This is a genomic window from Halobaculum sp. D14, from assembly GCF_051195135.1.
Lineage (GTDB): Archaea > Halobacteriota > Halobacteria > Halobacteriales > Haloferacaceae > JBNTKA01.
Genome location: NZ_JBNTKA010000001.1, coordinates 748,128 through 765,645 on the forward strand (window position 1 = coordinate 748,128; position 17,518 = coordinate 765,645).

Here is a 17,518-nt window from a genome sequence, read left to right on the forward strand (position 1 = left end):
TCAATCGCTCGGGTGCGGAACCGCAGCAGACGCCGCCGCAGTCGTGCGGTTTTGCACGGCCGTGCTGGTTCGGCGCGGCGCCGGCTTCGAGATTCGAAGCGGCGCGGCGGCGGCTCAACACACCGGCTTCACGTCGACGCCGAGCCCGTCGAGCGCGTCGGCGTAGTCGTCGTACGCGACCTGAATCGTGTACTCGGCGACCATGCGGGCGCGCTCCCAGTCGTCGGCGTCACAGTGCGCGTCGAGGAACGACAGTCCGCGCTCCAGCTCCTCGTCGGTCTCCGCCCGCAAATCCCGGAACAGGTCGGCGCGCGCCTCGTCGCTCTCGTTGACGAAAAACGAGACGAGCTGGAGGTGGGTGCGTCCGGTGACCAGCGCCCGCGCGACGCAGCCGGCGGCGACCCGCTCGACGGCGTCGTCGCGGCCCCGGAGGTAGCTGTGCATCGTGCCGCCGTCGGCCGGGTCGTACGCGTCGGCGTCGTCCGAGTCGTCCCCGGCGGCGTCACTCGACCCATTCTGGAGTGCGGCGAGCGAGTCGAGGACGCGGTCGAGGTGGTCGGCCTCCCGGTCGCGGACCCACGCGAACAGTTCGCGGGCGTCCGGGTCGTCCTCGTCGTCGGCCCACGCGGCGAACGTCGTGTGGGCGGCGTTCTCGGAGTCGGCTGCGGCGCGCAGCACCGACTCCGCGTTGAGGTCGGCGTCGGTGAGCGCGAGCAGCAGCTTGTTCGAGCCGAGCCGGTCCAGCTCCGTCGACTTCGCCTCCTCCAGCTCCTCACGGAAGCGCGCGGCGTCCATGGGCGTCGGTGCGGCCGGCGGCGGCGTCAACGTTTCCCTGCCGCGGCCCAACGTCCGGACATGGCGCACATCGACGCGGCCGACCTGCTGCCGAACGAGCACCTCAGAGACCGCGTCGCCGCCGGCGACGTGACCCAGCTCCACCGCGGCCACCGGTACGCCGACGAGGGCGACACGTTCGACGTCGACGGCGAGCGGTTCGAGGTCGTCGACATCACCCGCCGGACGCTCGGCGACCTCACCGACGAGGACGCGCGGGCCGAAGGCTCCGCGGACCTCGACGCGTACAGAGAGCGGCTGGCCCGCGTCCACGACGACTTCGAGTGGGACGACGACTCGCCGGTCGTCCGGCACGTCTTCGAGCGGCGGGAGTGAGATGACCGGACCAGACGGCGACGACGCCGCGGATGCATCAGCGGCCGACGCCGACGCTGACGTTGCTGCCGATACTGACGCTGATGCCGACGCCGATACTGACGCCGACGCGGCCGACTCGATTACGCCCGCCGCGCTCGCTCGCCGGCTCCGCCGCGGCGACGCGGTCTCCGTGCTGGACGTCCGCGACCGCGACGAGTTCGAGGCGTGGCACGTCGACGGCCGCACCGTCACGGCGGCGCAGGTGCCGCACGTCCGGTTCCTCGCCGCGAGGGCGACCGGCGACCCGGCGGACCTGGTGCCGGACGACCTGACGGAGCCGGTCGTCGTGGTGTGCGGCCGCGGCGAGGCGAGCGCGGAGGTCGCCGCGATGCTCGTCGACGCCGGCGTCGACGCCGTGAACCTCGCCGGCGGCATGGACCGCTGGGCGGAGACGTACCTCTCGGCGGAACTCGACGCCCCCGGCGACGCGACCGTGTTGCAGTACCAGCGGCCGTCGTCGGGCTGTCTCGACTACCTCGTCGTCGCCGGCGACGAGGCGGCGGTGGTCGACCCGCTCCGGGCGTTCGCGGACCGCTACGTCGCCGACGCCGCCGACCGCGGCGCGACGCTCCGGTACGCCGTCGACACGCACGTCCACGCCGACCACGTCAGCGGCGTCCGCGCGGTCCGCGACGCCAGCGGCGCCGAGGCGGTGCTTCCGGTGGGCGCCGACGACCGCGGCCTCTCGTTCGACGCGGCGCTCGTCCGCGACGGCGACGTCCTCCGGGTCGGTGACGCGGCGCTGACCGCGGTCCACGCGCCGGGCCACACCAGCGAGCTCACCGCGTTCAGGCTCTCCGCGGGCGCCGACGCCGAATCGGGCGGCGGCGACGGCGTGCTGTTCACCGCCGACGCGCTGTTCCTGCGGAGCGTCGGCCGCCCCGACCTCGAAGCCGGCGACGACGCGGCCCGGGAGTACGCCGAAACCGCGTACGACACGCTCCACGACCGACTCCTCGCGTTCCCCGACGAGACGACCGTGGCTCCCGGTCACTTCGCGGACCCGGCCGACGCCCGCGCCGTCGGCGACGAGCGGGTGTACGCGGCGCCGCTCGGCGAACTCAGAGCCGCGGACATCTTCGGGCTGGACCGCGAGGGGTTCGTCGACCGCGTCGTCGACACGCTGCCGCCGCGGCCCGCGAACTACGAGCGCATCGTCGCGACCAACCTCGGCGTCGAGGAGCTGAGCGACGAGGCGGCGTTCGAGGCGGAACTCGGCCCGAACAACTGCGCCGTCTCCACCGACTGACGGCCGCTGCGTACCGCCGGCCGCGGCGCGCTGACACCCGCAGGGGAATCGTCACGCCTGCTCGAACCGCATCGTGACGCGGACCCCGGACGGGTCGCGGTTCTCGAACTCGACGTCGCCGCCCGAGAGCTCCAGCACCCAGTAAATCACCCACAGCCCGAGCCCCGTGAGGTGCTGCAGCGGGAGCTCCTCCGACTGCGCCAGCACGTCGAGTTCCGCCTCCGGAATCGACGAGCCGTCGTCGACGACGTGCAGCAGCGTCTCGTCGCCCGCCTCCTCGATGGAGACGGAGACGTTCAGCCCCTCCGTCGCGTTGTGTTCGGCGGCGTTCTGCAGCGCCTCCCGAATCGCGACGTACCCCGACTCGTGCGACTGCACCAGCGCCTCCTCGGGGAGCGACGTCGTCACGACGACGTCCGGGTGGGCGTCGCGGAACCGGCCGACCTCCTGGCGCGTCACCGCGGCGAGGTCCACCGGGAGCACCTCCGTGGTCTTCCAGAGGTCGGACAGCAGCTGGCTCTTCTCGGAGAGCTGGTACACCCGGTCGACGTGGTCGGTCATCGTCTCCAGCCGCTCGGCGAGTTCGGGGTCGTCGGTCGACTCGGCGGCGTCGTTCCCGATGCCGCTGAGGATGGTGACCTCGTTCCGGATGTTGTGCCGGAGGACGCGCTGGAGGATGGCGAGCCGCTTCGTCATCAGCGCCTGCGCCTCCTGTTCGCGGCGCAGTTCCTCGAGGACGAAGCCGACGACCGCGCCGCCGCTCACGCCGAGGCTCCACCCGATCATCAGCACGAACCACCCCTCGGAAATCGGCTCCCCGGTGAGCAGCCGGCCGAGCAGGTAGACGCCGGAGAGTCCGCCGATGACGGCGCCGGCGCCGAGGCTCGCTGCGAGGATTCGCCAGACGCTCGGCCGGCCGAACCCGCCCGCGTCGACGCGGTAGCCGACGTAGAACACGGCCGCAGCGAACACGAGCAGGATTGACGCCTCGACGAGTTCGTACGCGAGGACGTCGCCGTCGACGGCGACGTGGCCGGCGGCGAGCAGGAGGATGCACGCGCCGAGCAGCGGCACGAGCAGCCGGGTCGTCGGGAGGCCGGTCCGGCTCATTCTCGGACAGTTGCCCGGCTCGACAGTAATAAGTGCGGGCTGCAGAACCCCGGTTCCGCGATTGCGGACTCCGCGAACGGACGCCTCGGCTCCGCCGGGCGGCTCGGATTCCGAGCGCAGTCAGTCGTCGTCCGCGGCGGCGCCGTCGGCGCCGTCCATCGCGGCCGCGTCGCCCTCGATGCTCGGCGGGTACTCCCCGCGGTCGAGTTTCAGGTCGGACTGCGGCCGCGCCATGCAGGTGAGCGCGTACTCCTCCGCCTCCTCCTCGGTGAGCCCGCGGGCGACGGCGGCCTGCTGGGCCACGTCGCCCTCCTCGATTTTCGCGGTGCAGGCGAAGCACATCCCGACGCGGCAGGAGTACTCCTGCGCGATGCCGGCGTCGATGCAGGCGCTGAGGATTGTCTGCTTGTCGGACATCTCCAGCGTCTCGCCGGTGCCGACGAACTCGACGGTGTACTCGGTCATGTCTCGAACGGTCTCGCGAAGCCGGCTAAAGCCTTGTTATGTGCCGTGTTATCCGCGACGACAGGCGGCGGAGCGGGGCGGTGACGCGGGATTCCGGGCGAACCAGCGCCGGAGAACTGCGTCGAATCCCCGCCTCGCTGGCCCGTGAATCCGGGGGTTCGGCTAGGCGCTGGTCGTCGCGACGTAGCTGACGACCAGCAAGACGACGTTGTACGTCGCGTGGACGGCGATCGGAACCGCGAGGTTGTCGGTTCGTTCGTACAGCGACCCGAAGACGGCGCCGACGACCGCGATCATGAGCGCGCCGGCGACGATCGGCAGCGCCCTGCCGGAGTAGTTGGCGAGGTGCATGGAGCCGAACAGGAGGCTCGACCCGGCCACGGCCGGAACCGGTCCGAAGTGCTGGCGGAGCCGCCCCTGAATCACGCCGCGGAACACGAACTCTTCGACCGGCGCGACGAGGACGACCGACAGCGCCGCGAGCCCGAGGAGGTACGTCGGGTTCGTCGTCGCCGTGTCGCCGATGACCGACCCCGGGAGGAGGTCGAGCGCGACGAGGAGCGCGGAGAGGCCGACTGCGACCACGAGCGCCAGCACCACCCCGCCCAGGACGTAGCCGCTCTCGGAAAGCGTCGGAACCGACAGCGGGACGCGCAGGTCGCGGCGCCTGCAGTACCAGTAGCCGAGCGCGAACATGGCGAGCTGGCTCACCGCGGTCACTCCGACCAGCACGGGTGTCGTCTGAATCCCGTAGCCGAGCGCAACCAGCGGAACGATGAACGCGACGCCCGCGACGGTCGCGACGACGAACACGAGCACGGTCAGCACGACCACCTCGAGAACGGACCTGTTGGCCGACCCGCCGGCCGAACCGTTTCGCATATCCATGCTTACACTTCTCCGAACACCTAGAAAAACTAGCCGGTGATTCCCGGCGATTCTCTGCGATTCCGGGCCGGCGAGGCTCACCTCGCTCTCACTCCCCGCGGAGTTCGAACTTCTGGACCTTGCCGGTGGTGGTGCGCGGCAGTTCGTCGACGAACTCCACCTCGCGCGGGTGTTTGTACTCGGCGAGTCGCTGCAGGCAGAACTCGCGGATGTCGTCGGCGGTGACGGCCGCACCGGGCGCCTTGACGACGTACGCTTTCACCGTCTCGCCGCGGCGGTCGTCCGGGACGCCGACGACCGCGGCGTCGGCGACGGCGTCGTGTTCGAACAGCAGCTCCTCGACCTCCCGCGGGTAGACGTTGTAGCCCGCGGTGTTGATCATGTGCTTCTCGCGGTCGACGACGTAGTAGAAGCCGTCCTCGTCGTGGTAGCCTATGTCGCCGGTGTGGAACCAGCGCTTCCCGCCCGCCTCCGTGAACGCCGCCTCCGTGGCTTCGGGTCGGTTGTGGTAGCCCCGCATCACGTTCGGGCCGGCGACGACCAGTTCGCCGGTGATGTCGTCGAGGTCGACGTCGGACTCGTCGACCGGGCCGGCGTCGACCGGGTCGACGTCGTCGAAGTCGTCGGTGACGACGCGGGCGTCGACGCCGGGGAGCGTCCGGCCGATGGAGCCGACGCGCCGCCCCTCGCTGGCGCTGTTGAAGTGCGTCACCGGGCTGGTTTCGGTGAGCCCGTACCCCTCGTAGATTTCGGCGTCGAACAGCGACTCGAACTGCCGGAGCACCTCGGTCGGGATGCCGGCGCCGCCGACGCCGCACATCCGCAGCGACGACAGGTCGCGGTCGGCGGCGTCGGGCTGAGACACCATGTCGTTGTACATCGCGGGGACGCCGTGGAGCATCGTCAGCGACTCGGATTCGACGAGGTCGAACGCCTCCTGGGCGTCCCACGCCGGCAGCGGGTAGTAGGCGGCGCCGGCGAACAGCGTCGCGTTCATCACGACGGTCATCCCGTAGATGTGGAACAGCGGCAGCACGCCGAGCTGCTTGTCGTCCGGACGGACGCCGTCGACCGGGAGCGACTGGGACATCTCGGCGTTCGACCGGAGGTTCTCGTGGGTGAGCAGCACCCCCTTCGGCTGCCCGGTGGTGCCGGAGGTGTACGGCTGGCACGCGAGGTCGTCGTCGCCGCGGGCGACCGTGTCGAAGCCTGGCGTCCCGCAGAACTCCTCGAACGTCACCGACTCCACGTCGTCGGCGTCACCGCCGACCGTCACGACGCGTTCGACGTCGGTGTCGTCGCGGACGGCGTCGACGAACGGCGCGAGGTCCGCGAGGCAGACCACGACGGACGCGCCGGAGTCCGACAGCAGGTGCTCGATTTCGCGGGTCTTGTACTGCGGATTCATCGGGACGACGACGCCGCCGGCGCGCAGCGTCCCGTGGAACCCGACGACGAACTGTGGGAGGTTCGGGAGGTAGAGCCCGACGCGGTCGCCCGGTTCGACGCCGGCTTCGGCGAGCGCGGACGCGAACGCCCCGGTCTTCCCCCACAGGTCGCTGTACGGAATCTCGTCGCCGTGGAACCCGACGGCGGTCCTGTCGCCGTGGTCGTCGACCGCCGCCGCGACGTTTTCTACCAGATTAACCATGACAGATACTGCTGGACGGGCGTCGCTAAAGTCTTTTCCGGCGCCCGGAGTCGGCGGAGTCATATTCGACGAGCGGTAACGGCCGACGATGAGCGACTCGCGCGACCGCGTCGGCGGCGGAGACGTCGACCGAGGCGGGGACGACCACGGAGGCAGCGACGGACGCGGACGGCGACGGTTCCTCGGAGCGCTCGGCGCCGTCGGCGCCGCGGCGGTCGCGGGCTGTCTGGGCGGCACCGGCTCCGGCGACAGCGGCCCGTACGGCGGCTGGGTCGCCGACGCGAACGGCTTCGACGGCGTCGTCGACCGCACCGGCGCCGACGAGGTGACGGTGAAGGTCGGCGCCGGAGACGGCTTCGCGTTCGCGCCCGCCGCGGTGAAAGTGTCGCCCGGAACCACGGTCGTCTGGGAGTGGACCGGGCGAGGGAACCGCCACAACGTCGTCGAGAAAGGCGACGGCTACCGGAGCGACCTGCACGCCGAGAAGGGCACGACGTTCACGCACACGTTCGAGTCGGTGGGCGTCTCGAAGTACTACTGCTCGCCGCACCGCAACCTCGGCATGAAAGGCGTCGTCGACGTCGTCGAGGAGTAGCGCGGCGCCCCGGGGCCGAGCCGGCTCAGTTCTTCCGCCCGGTGACGACGTCGTCGAACGCGCCGCCGGCCAGTCCCGGCCCGTCGGGGACCGCGATTCGGCCGTGTTCCACCGGCGCGGGGTCGGCGGCGACGTCCGACGCCAGCATGCCGCCGGTAGCCAGCCCGTGTGCGAACCCGGCGTCGAGGCAGCCGTCGAGCGCCGCGGCGAGGTGGACGGCGCCGGTCCGCGCGACGGCCGCGTCGACGGTCGTCGTCACGACGGCGTCGACGCCGCGGCCGTCGAGGTGCCGCGCGAGCGACGCGGTCGCGCCGAGCCCGCCCTGCGCCATCGGCTTCAACACGGCGACGTCGGCGTACTCGCCGAGCGGCTCCGGCCACGCACCTCCGGCGTTCACGGTCTCGTCGACGGCGACGTCGACGCCGCGGCCGCGGAGCGCGGCGAGCGCGTCGTGGTCGCCGGCCGGCACCGGCTGTTCGACGTACTCGAAATCGAGGTCCGCGAGCGCGTCGACGGCGCGCTCGGCCTGCTCACGGCTCCACGCGCCGTTCGCGTCCGCCCGGAGCGCCACGTCGTCGCCGACGGCGTCCCGGACGGCCCGGAGCCGCTCGACGTCCGCGTGGACCGCGCGGGCGCCGACTTTGCACTTCAGGCAGCCGTGGCCGGCGTCGACGGCCGACTCCGCCGCCGCGACCGTCTCCGCGACGGCGCCGTCGCCGACGGTGGCGTTCACCGGGACGGACTCGGCCGGGTCGCCGTCGAGCGCCGCGCGCGACGCGACGGTAGCGGCGAGCGGGACGCCGCCCCGTTTCGCCGCGGCGTCCGCGTCCGCGAGCGTGACCGCGTGGCGTGCGGCCGGCGGGAGCGCGTCGAGGTCGACGTCGTCGCCGCGGCCGACCGCGTCCCGGACCGCCGCGAGCGCGTCGCGGCACTCGCCGAACGGCTCGGTCCACGGCGGCAGCGGCGCCGCCTCGCCGACGCCCGAGACTGCACCGCCGCCCGCTTCGCCGGCGTTCGCCGGTCCGTCCGCCTCGGTTTCGTCGGCGACGAGCGAGACCACGGCGACGCGCCGGGACGACAGCTCGCCGGTCGCCGTGCCGAGCGGCGACCGGAGCGGCAGGGAGAACTCGCGGACCCGGAACGCGGCCGGCGCCGTCATCTCACACCGCCAGCCCGACGGCGAACAGCGCCGAGAACGCCGCCAGCAGTTTCCCGGCGCGCTCCAGCGCCGGGTTCAGCGCTTCGCCCGACGTCTCGGTCAGCACCGTCCGTGTGACGAGCGCGGCGTACGGCGCCGTCGCGAGCGGGAGCAGCACGGCCGCGTCGCCGGTGACCGCGGCGAAGCCGACCGGGACCGCGTACGCGAGCAGCGCGAGCAGCACGAACTGCGCCCGCGAGAACGTGTAGCCGAACCGGACGGCGAGCGTCCGCTTCCCGGTGGTCGCGTCCTCCTCGCGGTCGCGGACGTTGTTGACGACGAGGATGTTCGTCGACAGCGCGGCGACCGCGAGCGAGGCGGCGACCGCGGCCAGCGGCACCAGTTCCGGGCGCGGGACGACCGTCAGGAATCCGACGCCGAGTTCGGCGGCCGCCTGCACGTAGTACGTCCCGGTGACGGCGACGACGCCGAAGAACAGGAAGACGAACACGTCGCCGAGGCCGTGGTAGCCGAGCGGGTACGGGCCGCCGGTGTACGCGACGCCGGCCGCCACCGACAGCAGCCCGATGACCAGAATCGGGAGGCCGCCGACCGCGACGAGGTAGACGCCGACGAGAATCGCGGCGGCGAACGTCAGCCACATCGCCCGCTTCACCGCCGACGGCGCGATGAGTCCGCCGGCCGTCACCCGCGTGAACCCCTCGCGGTCGGCTGTGTCGGCGCCCTGCACCGCGTCGTAGTAGTCGTTCGCGAAGTTCGTCCCGATCTGGATGAGGACGGCGCCGAGCAGCGCCACCAGCGCCGGCAGCAGCGCGAACACGTCGTTCCGGAGCGCCAGTCCGGTGCCGACGAGAACGGGCGACACCGCCGCCGGCATCGTCTGCGGGCGCGCCGCCAGCACCCACGCCTTCGCGCGAGACGGCTCCTCGGTTGCTGCGCTCATTTGTCGGCTGTCCGCGTCGCTGACTCGTAAAACGATTGGAGTCCGGCCGTCGCGGAGGCGGCGGTCACCACGAGAGCCCGGTCAGCGACTCGCTCAGCGCCCAGAGGTCCTCGCGAACCGCGTCGTCGCGGGCGACGTCGGACGGCTCGGCCGGCTCGCAGTCGACGAAGTAGCCGCCGCCGGGGTGGATGGCGGCCTGCCGCTGGGAGGCGGCGAGCCACGTCGGGGTCGCGGCGGCCTCCGCGGCGGTGTCGACGACGCCCGGCGTGAGCACGTTCGGGAGCGCGGCGAGCGCACCGACGGCGACGCGGACCGGCAGCGACGCCTCCCGCCAGAGTCCGCTGCCGGGGACGAACCCCGGGTGGCACGACGCGACCGCGGGGCCGTCGAGCCGCTCGGCGGCCGCGTCCGCGAACAGGACGTTCGCGAGCTTCGACCGGCAGTACGCCGCGAAGCCGTCGTAGCCGTCGACGGACCGGACGTCGAACGAGCCGTCGGCGCGCCGGTGGAGCCGCGACGCGACGACGACCACGCGGCCGTCGTCGGCGACGACGTCGCGTAGCCGGCGGGTGAGCCGGAACGGCGCGAGGTGATTCACGGCGAACGTCCGCTCGGCGCGGTCGGCGCCGCAGTCGACCAGCCGGCCGTCGCTGAAGTGCGCGCCGGCGGCGTTCACCAGCAGGTCCACCGTCGGCGTGTGCGCCCGGACCGCGTCCGCGAACCCGTCGACGGCGACCGGGTCCGCGAAGTCGGCGGAGAGAAACGCGGCGTCCGCGCCGACGTCCTCCGCCGCGGCGACCACCCGCTCGCCGGCGGCCGCGTCGCGTCCGTGGACGACCAGGTCCGCGCCGAGCCGGGCGAGCGCGAGCGCCGTTTCGCGGCCGATACCGGACGTCGCGCCGGTCACGACCGCCGTCCGGCCGGAGAGATTCACGTCGGCGACGCCGGCGAGCGACTCGGGGTTCCGTGACACGGCTCCCCCGTTCGCCCCCCGGTGACAAAGCCGCTACGCCGCGCAGGCAGCGCCGAGCGGGAAATGTCGTCCCGGCCGGGTCGGCGAGCACCCGGGAAGCGAACCGCCCTTACCGCCTCGCCACGTCCGGGGGAGTATGCGAGGCGAACACGACGTCGTCGTGCTCCGGTACGGCCACCGGCCGGGCCGCGACGACCGGATGACGACGCACGTCGGCCTGACGGCGCGGGCGCTCGGCGCCGACCGCGTCGTCCTCCCCGACAACGCCGGGCAGTCCGCAGAGACGATACGGGACATCACCGACCGCTTCGGCGGGCCGTTCGACGTCGAACTGCGCGGCGACCAGCGCGCGTTCACGAAGCGCTGGGACGGCGCCGTCGCCCACCTCACGATGTACGGCGAGCGGGTGCAGGACGTCGAAGCCGACGTCCGCGCGGCCCACGCGGACGAGCCGCTGCTCGTCGTCGTCGGCGGCGAGAAGGTCCCGTTCGACTTCTACGAACTCGCCGACTTCAACGTCGGCGTCACGAACCAGCCGCACTCGGAGGTCGCCGGCCTCGCGGTGTTCCTCGACCGCCTGTTCGACGGCGCCGAACTCGACCGCGACTGGACGGACGCCTCCCGGCGGGTCGTCCCGCAGGAGACCGGCAAGCGCGTCGTCGAACCGGACGGCGACCGCGACGAGGAGTAGCGGCCGCGTCGCTGCCCAGGGGGAAGGCGTCGTTGCCGAGCGGGATGCGTCGCCGCCGACGTGTCGGGTCACCGAGAACCGCGGGACGTCCGTTCGGTCAGGCCGGGCCGGTCAGTGGTCGTCCTCGCGCCACTTGTGGCCGCACTCGGTGCAGGTGAAAAAGCGCGTCTCGGACTCGTCGGCGGACCGGATCTGCTTCATCTCGTAGCGCACCGTCTGCACCTCGTCGCACTCGGGGCACTTCTGTTCGACCGTCGGCCCGACCTCCGACTCGTCGACGTCGGACATGTCGACGACCGTCTCGCTCTCTTGGCCCTGCGTCGTCGTCATCGCCGCCTCCGTCGCCTCGTCGCGCAGCTCCTCGTGGCCGCAGGCGTCACAGACCCACTTGTCGCCCTCGGTTTTCATCATCGAACCGCACTCGTCGCAGAAGTTCATACCGGTGCACTCGGCGGTCGTCGTACTTAAGCGACTGGGTCTTTCACCGGCGCAGTTCGCGGCGCTCGCAGGGCTGAACGGTTCCGTGCGCCGCGCCGACGCCGCGTCGGTGTTGCGACGGCACCGACGGGGCGCGGCCCGGTTCGAACGGGACGCGGCCCGGCATCCATGGTCGCTGCCCTGGCGGGCGTCGCGCTCGGACGCTACTCGAAGTCGGGGTCGCGTTTCTCGACGAACGCTTCCATCCCCTCGCGCTGGTCGTGCGTCCCGAACAGCCCGGAGAACACGCGCTGCTCGTACGTGAGTCCGGCGTCGAGCGGCTGCTCGTGGGCGGCGTTGACGGCTTCCTTCGCGGCCTGCATCGCGAACGCGGGCTGTGCGGCGAGGTCAGACGTGAGTTCGTCGACGCGGTCGTCGAGCTGGTCGTGCGCCACCACCTCGCCGACGAGGCCGTACTCGTGGGCGTCCGTCGCGTCGATGCGTTCGCCGAAGAAGATGAGTCGGCGCGCAACCTCGTCGTTCACGAGCCGCGGGAGCCGCTGCGTCCCGCCCCACCCGGGGACGATGCCGAGGTCGATTTCGGTCTGGCCGAGCACCGCGTCCTCCACGGCGATGCGGAGGTCGCACGCCAGCGCGAGTTCGCAGCCGCCGCCGAACGCGTAGCCGTTGATGGCGGCGATCGTCGGCGCCGGGAACGTCTCCAGCGACCGGGCGATGCCGTGGCCGAGTTCGGCGTACGCCTGCGCCTCCGGCGTCGACAGGTCCTTCATGTGGCTGATGTCCGCACCGGCGACGAACGCGTCGTCGCCGGCGCCGGTCAACACCAGCGCGCGGACGTCGGCGTCGGCCGCCTCGTCCAGCGCCTCGTCCAGCGCTTCGAGCGCCTCCACGTTCAGCGAGTTCAGCGCGTCCGGGCGGTTCACTGTCACCGTCGCAACTCCGTCCTCGACGTCGAGCAGAATCGTGTCCGAATCCGGCATGGGCGACGTGTGGTCGCCGCGCGCCCTAACTGTTCCCCCGGTCGACGCGGCCGCGGCGACTGGATAGCGAACTGACTAGTCCGAACCGGGAGGCCCATATACTCCGCGGCGGAAGCGGCGAGCAATGAGCCTCACCGACGAGGAGCTGGAGCGGCTCGCCGACGTCGTCCGGCTCCAGCCGACGAAGAACTCCGAGCTGCAAGAGCGGTGGGGGCTGGAGAGCGGGAGCGACGTCCACCAGTACCTCGAAAACCACCTGAGCGACTTCTACTACCGCGACGACAACAGCCTCATCCGCGCGACCGGCGAGGCCGCCGAACTCACCGGCGTCGAACCCGGCGTCGAAGACGTCGGCGAGGAGGGCGGCGTCCCGGACCGCATCCGCGTCCCGGAGCTGCAAAAGCAGGTGTTCGACGTGGTCGCCGGCCCGGACGAGCGCTCCGAGTCCGTCGTCTCGGTGCTCCACAAACTCCGTGACGTCTACGACGTCGACCCCGACGTCGACGACGTCCGCAGCGCCCTGCAGAGCCTCCGCCGGAAGGGCGTCGTCGACGTCGAGTACCGCACCGTCCCGACGTTCCGGCTCGCCGTCGCCCGCGACGAGGTCGCCGTCGAACTGACGGAGTAGTCGCCGCGTCGCCGCCGCTACTCCTCCGCGGACGCGCCGTCTCGACCCGCAGCTGCGCCGTCTCGTTCCCGCTCGCGCCGCCGCTCCAGCAGCGCCTTGATTCCCTTCCCGGGGCCGCCTTCGACCGGCCAGCCGCCGGTGCGCCACTGCGGCGGCTCCGGCGAGAACTCCTCACAGCTGCCGGCGCACTCCGCGGCCGTCGGGTGCCGCCCCTTCGCGGCGCAGTACGGGACGAGCGCGCGGCCCTCCCGCCGGAGTTCGAAGTGCCGGCAGTCCGGCCGCATCGTGTCGTGGAACGACCGCCACCCGGAGCCGTACGCGCGTTCGGCGAGCTCGAACCGCTTCGGAACCGTCGGGTCGGCGCCCGAGTCCCCGACGGGCGCCATCCCGCCGAGCCGCGGGTCGTCGTCGCCGCCGAGCCGCGTCGGGTGCCAGAGCACCTCCGCGGCGTCGACGTCGACGCCGGCGGAGAAATCGAACTCCAGGACGCCGACCTCGACCGGCATGTCCTCGAGCAGCGCCGGAGAGACGCTGTCGCCGGTCGCCGCGGTGGCGACCCAGACCTCGTCGGCGAGGCCGCCGTCGACGTCGTGGCGGAGCTGGTCGGCGAGCGCCGCCGCCGCGGAGGCGTCGAGATCCGGCTTGTTCTCCACGACGACGAACCGGTCCACCCAGTCGGGGTACTCACTGACGCGACGGAACTCGATTCGGCCGCGGTCGTCGCGGCGCTTCTCGACGAGGTCGCGGCCGGCGGCGCGGTGGACGGCGGCGCGGACGTACCGCCACGGGAATCCGGGGTCGGCGATGGCGTCGCGGTACCACGTGAACTCGGCGGGCGCGGCGCGGACGACGCGCAGCATGTCGCGGTCGAGGCCGCGGTCGCCGAAGCGCCGCCGCCGCGCGAACGCCTCGGGGTCGACCTCCAGAATCACGGTGTCCCAGCGTCGCTCGCGGGTGCCGAGCTGGCGGGCGACCACGACCGGGCGGGGGCCGTCGTCGGGGTGCCACGCCAGTTCGGCCCAGCGGCTCACCAGCAGTTCGAAGGAGAACTCGCTGTCGCCGGCGCCTCGAAACACGGCCGGAGGTGCGCCTGACGGGGCGTTATGGGTTTCGGTGCAGGCGGCTCGCCAGCGCGGTCGCTCCGCGGGAACGCGCGGCGCTGATTCGCGGGGGAGTGGCCGCTCCGCCCCGCCTCGCTACTCGTCCGAGGCGCTCAGCAGGTAGTCGTTCGAGTCTGCCTCGGCCTCGAGTTCGTCCAGGTAGTCGTGCGCGTCCCGGAGGATTTCTCGGGGGCCGTCCTGCGTGATGGTGTTGAGCGCCTGCTCGTAGTCGCGCCACTGCAGGTCGCGGTGTTCGGTGGAGAGCTCCGCGGACGCCTCGAAGCTGTGCGCGATGAACAGGTGCACCGTCTTGTGGATGGTGTTCCCGCCCGCCTCGAAGACGTAGTCGTACTCCTTCCGGAAGCCGTCGATGAGTCTGAACTCCTCGATTCCTGCCTCCTCTGTCACTTCTCTGATCGCCGTCTGCTGAAGCTCCTCCTCGCCTTCGACCCCGCCCTTCGGGAACTCCCAGTCCCCAGGCCGGCTCTTCAGGAGTAAGTACTCCCTGTGGCCGCGGGTGTCGCGGAAGAGGATAGCTCCAGCACTGGTCGCTTCGACCGGCATTACCGAAAGGTAAGCCGTCGGCTGTTAAGAGGGTGTCGGAGCGTGCGACGAACCCGGGTTTCCGGGGCGACGCCGCCGCACTCCGGGTGACTCTCCGGCTCGGCGTCAGACCGTCCCGCCGCGGCCGCGTCGATTTCCGTCGCGGTCGACCGGCCGTGTGACTGTCTCGCGCGCCCGGAGACGGTAGAATGCCTTTTAGGCCTCCGCTGCCCATATCCTCGACAACCCCCCAGCTCACACCATGCCATTCGTCACAAAACTCCGGTTCGAAAGCGGAGACCGGGACGCGCTCGACGACACCGTCGACGGACTCCGAACGATGCTCGAACGCAAAGGCGCGGAGTGTAAAGGCCCCCACACGGAGCCGACCGAACACGTCCGCGTCCCGCTGTCCGGGACGCTCTCGCCGGGCGACGACCTCGGCACGTGGAACTACGAGGTGTACTCCCGCAGCCTCGAAATCCACGGGAACGACCACATCGCCCGCGAGGTCGGCCACATGGACTTCCCGGACTCCGTCCACGTCGAAATCGAAGTGAACCGGAAGAAGCCGCTCGGCCACAACAACTGACCCGGCCGCCGTGTACGTCCACGTCAACGCCGCGGTCTCCGTCGACGGGAAACTCTCCTCGCGCCGCCGCGAACAGGTCCGAATCAGCGGCGACGCCGACTTCGACCGCGTCGACCGCATCCGGGCCGCGGCGGACGCCGTCATGGTCGGCGTCGGAACCGTCCTCGCGGACGACCCGCACCTCACGCTCGACGAGGACGACCGGCGCGTCCAGCGGCTCCGAACGGGCCGCTCGGGGAACCCGGCGCGCGTCGTCGTCGACTCCGCGGCCCGAACCCCGACGGACGCGAGAATCCTCGACGACGAGGCGACGACGTACGTCGTGACGACCGGCGACGCCGACCCGGACGCCGTCGACGCGCTCGAAGCCGCCGGCGCCACCGTCATCCCAACTCCGACCGACTCCGACGGCCGCGTCGACGTCCGCGCCGCCCTCGACGCCCTCGAGGACGAAGGCGTCGACCGGCTGATGGTGGAGGGCGGCGGCGAACTCATCTTCTCGCTGTTCGCCGCCGACGCGGTCGACGAACTCACCGTGTTCGTCGGTTCGCTGCTCGTCGGCGGCCGCGACGCGCCGACGCTGGCCGACGGCGACGGCTTCGTCGACGACTTCCCGGCGCTGACGCTGACGGACGTCGACCGCGTCGACGACGGCGTCCTGCTCAGCTACGACGCGTAAATTTATCGCGGAAGCCGCGGCCAGCACCGCCGATGCAGTGACCTTCGACGCTCGTCGCCCGCGGCTGTGCGACTCGCCGACGAGCGCTGCCCGCCGGAGTCGCCTGTCCGCCACCCCCACCTCATCACCCGCTCCCACCTCCATCTGAGGCCGCCGATACAGCGCTAGCGCCGCTTCTCACGGCTGCGGAACGGTCGTGCGCCGACTCGGCACGGACGTACAACGGTTATCAGTACGACTCGCCAACGACCTGGTATGAGCAGCCAGACCGCCGCCGGCGAACCGGTGCACGTCGACAGCGAATCGCAGTTCGAAGAGCTCACCGGCGAAGGGCTCGTCCTCGTCGACTACTACGCCGACTGGTGTGGGCCCTGCAAGATGCTGGAGCCGACCATCGAGGAACTCGCCGAGGAGGTCGACGGGCTCACGGTCCTGAAAGTCGACGTCGACGAGTTCCAGGAACTGGCCGCCGACGCCGGCGTCCGCGGCATCCCGGCGCTGCAGTTCTACGTCGACGGCGAGGAGGCCGAACGGCTCGTCGGCGTCCAGGAGAAAGACGACCTGCTGAGCGTCATCGAGTCGCTTCGCTGAGCGACGCCGCCGGCAGTCCTTCTCGCGGCCGCCCCGCTACGTCCGCGGATCGAACGCCGAGACGAGCGCGTGATGCGCCGCGTCGTTCGACGCGAGCAGCCCCTCGGAGCCGGGCGTCCAGCGGTCGCCGTGGACGTCGGTGACGGCTCCGCCGGCGCTCCGAACGAGGTGGACGCCGGCGACGGTGTCCCAGTCGTTGAGCCGCACCGTCGAGACGGCGGCTTCGAGTTCGCCCGCCGCGACGCCGGAGAGCGCCGCCTGCGCGCTGCCGAGCCGCCGCAGGTCGCCGAACGACGACGTCACGGTGTCGACGACGTCGGTGAGCCCGCGGCGGTGCGCCGGCGAGAGCCCGAAAATCGGGTTCACCAGGAACGACGCCGCGTCGGTGCGGTCGCTGGTCGTCGCGACCTCGCCGTTCCGCGTCGTGGTGTCGGCGGCGGCGTACAGGTCGTCGGTCGCGGGCGCGTAGTTCGCCGCCGCGACCGGCTCGCCGTCGACGCAGCAGGCGACGCTCGTCACCCAGTTCCGGTTCCCGGCGACGTAGTTGTTCGTGCCGTCGATGGGGTCGACGACCCACGCCGGCCCGGCCTCCGGAACCGACTTGAGCGCGTCTGCCTCCTCGCCGACCACCGGGTCGTCGGGGTAGTCCTCGGCGATGCGGTCGAACACGTCCTCCTGTACCGCCCTGTCGACCTGCGTCACCGAGTCCATCGGGCCGCCCTTCGTCTCCACCGACAGCGGCGACCTGAACGAGTCGAGTGCGAGCGCACCGCCGCGTTCGGCGGCCGCGACGCAGGTGTCGAGCCGCGCGTCGGCGTCCCCCGCGGTGTCGTTGGTCACGTCGGCGACCACGAACCGACGCGGTTTACGCGTTACTCGACGCGCGCCACGTCGACGTCATGGCCCGTCTCGGCTTCGTGGTCGGCGACGACGGCGTCGGCCTCGTCCGCGGTCGCCACCAGTGCTTCCGCGGTGCACTCCCGGCAGACGACGTGAAACACCGCCTCGTCGGTCATGGTCGACGAGACGAG

22 protein-coding genes are annotated in these 17,518 nt (G+C 71.8%); 8 read left to right on the forward strand and 14 right to left on the reverse strand.

Annotation, left to right across the window (positions count from 1 at the left end):
- Window positions 1-114: 114 nt before the first annotated feature.
- Window positions 115-795: a rubrerythrin family protein gene (locus ACQUST_RS03745; RefSeq protein ID WP_435125098.1), complete on the reverse strand. Its 681-nt coding sequence runs from the start codon at window positions 793-795 to the stop codon at window positions 115-117.
- A gap of 60 nt (window positions 796-855) precedes the next feature.
- Here ACQUST_RS03745 and ACQUST_RS03750 point away from each other — a divergent pair, with 60 nt between their 5' ends.
- Both ACQUST_RS03750 and ACQUST_RS03755 read left to right on the forward strand, forming a co-directional pair.
- Entirely contained in the window at window positions 856-1,170 is a 315-nt protein-coding gene (locus ACQUST_RS03750; protein WP_435125101.1) for an ASCH domain-containing protein, read from the forward strand.
- 1 nt (window position 1,171) lies between these two features.
- Window positions 1,172-2,461 carry an MBL fold metallo-hydrolase gene (locus ACQUST_RS03755; protein WP_435125104.1) on the forward strand — a complete coding sequence of 430 codons (1,290 nt, stop codon included), beginning with the start codon at window positions 1,172-1,174 and terminating at the stop codon, window positions 2,459-2,461.
- A gap of 51 nt (window positions 2,462-2,512) precedes the next feature.
- Here the strand turns inward: ACQUST_RS03755 and ACQUST_RS03760 are convergent, their stop codons facing one another.
- The 4 genes from ACQUST_RS03760 to ACQUST_RS03775 form a co-directional block, all read right to left on the reverse strand.
- The gene (locus ACQUST_RS03760) at window positions 2,513-3,571 is read right to left on the reverse strand and encodes an ATP-binding protein (RefSeq protein WP_435125107.1); all 1,059 of its coding nucleotides are present in this window, start codon (window positions 3,569-3,571) and stop codon (window positions 2,513-2,515) included.
- 120 nt (window positions 3,572-3,691) lie between these two features.
- Window positions 3,692-4,036, reverse strand: a complete 345-nt coding sequence (locus tag ACQUST_RS03765) for a 2Fe-2S iron-sulfur cluster-binding protein (protein WP_435125110.1) — start codon at window positions 4,034-4,036, stop codon at window positions 3,692-3,694.
- 162 nt (window positions 4,037-4,198) lie between these two features.
- On the reverse strand, window positions 4,199-4,918 hold the full coding sequence (locus ACQUST_RS03770; protein WP_435125113.1) for a CPBP family intramembrane glutamic endopeptidase: 720 nt from the start codon (window positions 4,916-4,918) through the stop codon (window positions 4,199-4,201).
- A gap of 94 nt (window positions 4,919-5,012) precedes the next feature.
- Entirely contained in the window at window positions 5,013-6,575 is a 1,563-nt protein-coding gene (locus tag ACQUST_RS03775) for a long-chain-fatty-acid--CoA ligase (RefSeq protein ID WP_435125115.1), read from the reverse strand.
- An 88-nt stretch (window positions 6,576-6,663) separates the two neighbouring features.
- Here ACQUST_RS03775 and ACQUST_RS03780 point away from each other — a divergent pair, with 88 nt between their 5' ends.
- Entirely contained in the window at window positions 6,664-7,170 is a 507-nt protein-coding gene (locus ACQUST_RS03780; protein ID WP_435125118.1) for a halocyanin domain-containing protein, read from the forward strand.
- A gap of 25 nt (window positions 7,171-7,195) precedes the next feature.
- Here the strand turns inward: ACQUST_RS03780 and ACQUST_RS03785 are convergent, their stop codons facing one another.
- The 3 genes from ACQUST_RS03785 to ACQUST_RS03795 form a co-directional block, all read right to left on the reverse strand.
- The gene (locus tag ACQUST_RS03785; RefSeq protein WP_435125119.1) at window positions 7,196-8,329 is read right to left on the reverse strand and encodes a mandelate racemase/muconate lactonizing enzyme family protein; all 1,134 of its coding nucleotides are present in this window, start codon (window positions 8,327-8,329) and stop codon (window positions 7,196-7,198) included.
- A gap of 1 nt (window position 8,330) precedes the next feature.
- Window positions 8,331-9,272, reverse strand: coding sequence for a 1,4-dihydroxy-2-naphthoate polyprenyltransferase (locus tag ACQUST_RS03790; protein WP_435125121.1), 942 nt, complete (start codon window positions 9,270-9,272; stop codon window positions 8,331-8,333).
- Window positions 9,273-9,336: 64 nt separating this feature from the next.
- Complete coding sequence (locus tag ACQUST_RS03795) at window positions 9,337-10,245, reverse strand: SDR family NAD(P)-dependent oxidoreductase (RefSeq protein ID WP_435125124.1); 909 nt, start codon at window positions 10,243-10,245, stop codon at window positions 9,337-9,339.
- Between the two features lie 136 nt (window positions 10,246-10,381).
- On the opposite strand from ACQUST_RS03795, the gene ACQUST_RS03800 reads away from it, so the two are divergent.
- Window positions 10,382-10,936 (forward strand): tRNA (cytidine(56)-2'-O)-methyltransferase, encoded by a 555-nt coding sequence (locus tag ACQUST_RS03800; RefSeq protein ID WP_435125127.1) that lies wholly within the window; start codon window positions 10,382-10,384, stop codon window positions 10,934-10,936.
- A gap of 111 nt (window positions 10,937-11,047) precedes the next feature.
- Here the strand turns inward: ACQUST_RS03800 and ACQUST_RS03805 are convergent, their stop codons facing one another.
- Window positions 11,048-11,374: a transcription factor S gene (locus ACQUST_RS03805; protein WP_435125129.1), complete on the reverse strand. Its 327-nt coding sequence runs from the start codon at window positions 11,372-11,374 to the stop codon at window positions 11,048-11,050.
- Between the two features lie 203 nt (window positions 11,375-11,577).
- Window positions 11,578-12,354 (reverse strand): enoyl-CoA hydratase/isomerase family protein, encoded by a 777-nt coding sequence (locus ACQUST_RS03810; protein WP_435125131.1) that lies wholly within the window; start codon window positions 12,352-12,354, stop codon window positions 11,578-11,580.
- Window positions 12,355-12,478: 124 nt separating this feature from the next.
- Here ACQUST_RS03810 and ACQUST_RS03815 point away from each other — a divergent pair, with 124 nt between their 5' ends.
- Window positions 12,479-12,982, forward strand: coding sequence for a DUF5797 family protein (locus tag ACQUST_RS03815; protein WP_435125134.1), 504 nt, complete (start codon window positions 12,479-12,481; stop codon window positions 12,980-12,982).
- Window positions 12,983-12,999: 17 nt separating this feature from the next.
- Here the strand turns inward: ACQUST_RS03815 and ACQUST_RS03820 are convergent, their stop codons facing one another.
- Together ACQUST_RS03820 and ACQUST_RS03825 are read right to left on the reverse strand one after the other, a co-directional pair.
- Entirely contained in the window at window positions 13,000-14,058 is a 1,059-nt protein-coding gene (locus ACQUST_RS03820) for a DUF5787 family protein (protein ID WP_435125135.1), read from the reverse strand.
- A 120-nt stretch (window positions 14,059-14,178) separates the two neighbouring features.
- Window positions 14,179-14,646 carry a bis(5'-nucleosyl)-tetraphosphatase gene (locus ACQUST_RS03825; RefSeq protein WP_435125137.1) on the reverse strand — a complete coding sequence of 156 codons (468 nt, stop codon included), beginning with the start codon at window positions 14,644-14,646 and terminating at the stop codon, window positions 14,179-14,181.
- 241 nt (window positions 14,647-14,887) lie between these two features.
- On the opposite strand from ACQUST_RS03825, the gene ACQUST_RS03830 reads away from it, so the two are divergent.
- The 3 genes from ACQUST_RS03830 to trxA all read left to right on the forward strand — a co-directional run bounded on the left by ACQUST_RS03830 (window position 14,888) and on the right by trxA (window position 16,487).
- Entirely contained in the window at window positions 14,888-15,217 is a 330-nt protein-coding gene (locus ACQUST_RS03830; RefSeq protein ID WP_435125138.1) for a 30S ribosomal protein S10, read from the forward strand.
- Window positions 15,218-15,227: 10 nt separating this feature from the next.
- Window positions 15,228-15,896, forward strand: coding sequence for a 2,5-diamino-6-(ribosylamino)-4(3H)-pyrimidinone 5'-phosphate reductase (locus ACQUST_RS03835; protein ID WP_435125140.1), 669 nt, complete (start codon window positions 15,228-15,230; stop codon window positions 15,894-15,896).
- Between the two features lie 255 nt (window positions 15,897-16,151).
- Complete coding sequence (gene trxA / locus ACQUST_RS03840; protein WP_435125142.1) at window positions 16,152-16,487, forward strand: thioredoxin; 336 nt, start codon at window positions 16,152-16,154, stop codon at window positions 16,485-16,487.
- A 36-nt stretch (window positions 16,488-16,523) separates the two neighbouring features.
- Here trxA and ACQUST_RS03845 read toward each other — a convergent pair whose 3' ends face one another.
- Window positions 16,524-17,327 (reverse strand): inositol monophosphatase family protein, encoded by an 804-nt coding sequence (locus tag ACQUST_RS03845; RefSeq protein WP_435125144.1) that lies wholly within the window; start codon window positions 17,325-17,327, stop codon window positions 16,524-16,526.
- Between the two features lie 32 nt (window positions 17,328-17,359).
- Entirely contained in the window at window positions 17,360-17,503 is a 144-nt protein-coding gene (locus tag ACQUST_RS03850; RefSeq protein ID WP_435125146.1) for a hypothetical protein, read from the reverse strand.
- Between the last annotated feature and the right edge of the window lie 15 nt (window positions 17,504-17,518).

Coding starts and splice junctions, on each gene's coding strand:
- ACQUST_RS03745 (WP_435125098.1), bottom strand. CDS start 795: ATGGACGCCGCGCGCTTCCGTGAGGAGCTGGAGGAGGCGAAGTCGACG.
- ACQUST_RS03750 (WP_435125101.1), top strand. CDS start 856: ATGGCGCACATCGACGCGGCCGACCTGCTGCCGAACGAGCACCTCAGA.
- ACQUST_RS03755 (WP_435125104.1), top strand. CDS start 1,172: ATGACCGGACCAGACGGCGACGACGCCGCGGATGCATCAGCGGCCGAC.
- ACQUST_RS03760 (WP_435125107.1), bottom strand. CDS start 3,571: ATGAGCCGGACCGGCCTCCCGACGACCCGGCTGCTCGTGCCGCTGCTC.
- ACQUST_RS03765 (WP_435125110.1), bottom strand. CDS start 4,036: ATGACCGAGTACACCGTCGAGTTCGTCGGCACCGGCGAGACGCTGGAG.
- ACQUST_RS03770 (WP_435125113.1), bottom strand. CDS start 4,918: ATGCGAAACGGTTCGGCCGGCGGGTCGGCCAACAGGTCCGTTCTCGAG.
- ACQUST_RS03775 (WP_435125115.1), bottom strand. CDS start 6,575: ATGGTTAATCTGGTAGAAAACGTCGCGGCGGCGGTCGACGACCACGGC.
- ACQUST_RS03780 (WP_435125118.1), top strand. CDS start 6,664: ATGAGCGACTCGCGCGACCGCGTCGGCGGCGGAGACGTCGACCGAGGC.
- ACQUST_RS03785 (WP_435125119.1), bottom strand. CDS start 8,329: ATGACGGCGCCGGCCGCGTTCCGGGTCCGCGAGTTCTCCCTGCCGCTC.
- ACQUST_RS03790 (WP_435125121.1), bottom strand. CDS start 9,272: ATGAGCGCAGCAACCGAGGAGCCGTCTCGCGCGAAGGCGTGGGTGCTG.
- ACQUST_RS03800 (WP_435125127.1), top strand. CDS start 10,382: ATGCGAGGCGAACACGACGTCGTCGTGCTCCGGTACGGCCACCGGCCG.
- ACQUST_RS03805 (WP_435125129.1), bottom strand. CDS start 11,374: ATGAACTTCTGCGACGAGTGCGGTTCGATGATGAAAACCGAGGGCGAC.
- ACQUST_RS03810 (WP_435125131.1), bottom strand. CDS start 12,354: ATGCCGGATTCGGACACGATTCTGCTCGACGTCGAGGACGGAGTTGCG.
- ACQUST_RS03815 (WP_435125134.1), top strand. CDS start 12,479: ATGAGCCTCACCGACGAGGAGCTGGAGCGGCTCGCCGACGTCGTCCGG.
- ACQUST_RS03825 (WP_435125137.1), bottom strand. CDS start 14,646: ATGCCGGTCGAAGCGACCAGTGCTGGAGCTATCCTCTTCCGCGACACC.
- ACQUST_RS03830 (WP_435125138.1), top strand. CDS start 14,888: ATGCCATTCGTCACAAAACTCCGGTTCGAAAGCGGAGACCGGGACGCG.
- trxA (WP_435125142.1), top strand. CDS start 16,152: ATGAGCAGCCAGACCGCCGCCGGCGAACCGGTGCACGTCGACAGCGAA.
- ACQUST_RS03850 (WP_435125146.1), bottom strand. CDS start 17,503: ATGACCGACGAGGCGGTGTTTCACGTCGTCTGCCGGGAGTGCACCGCG.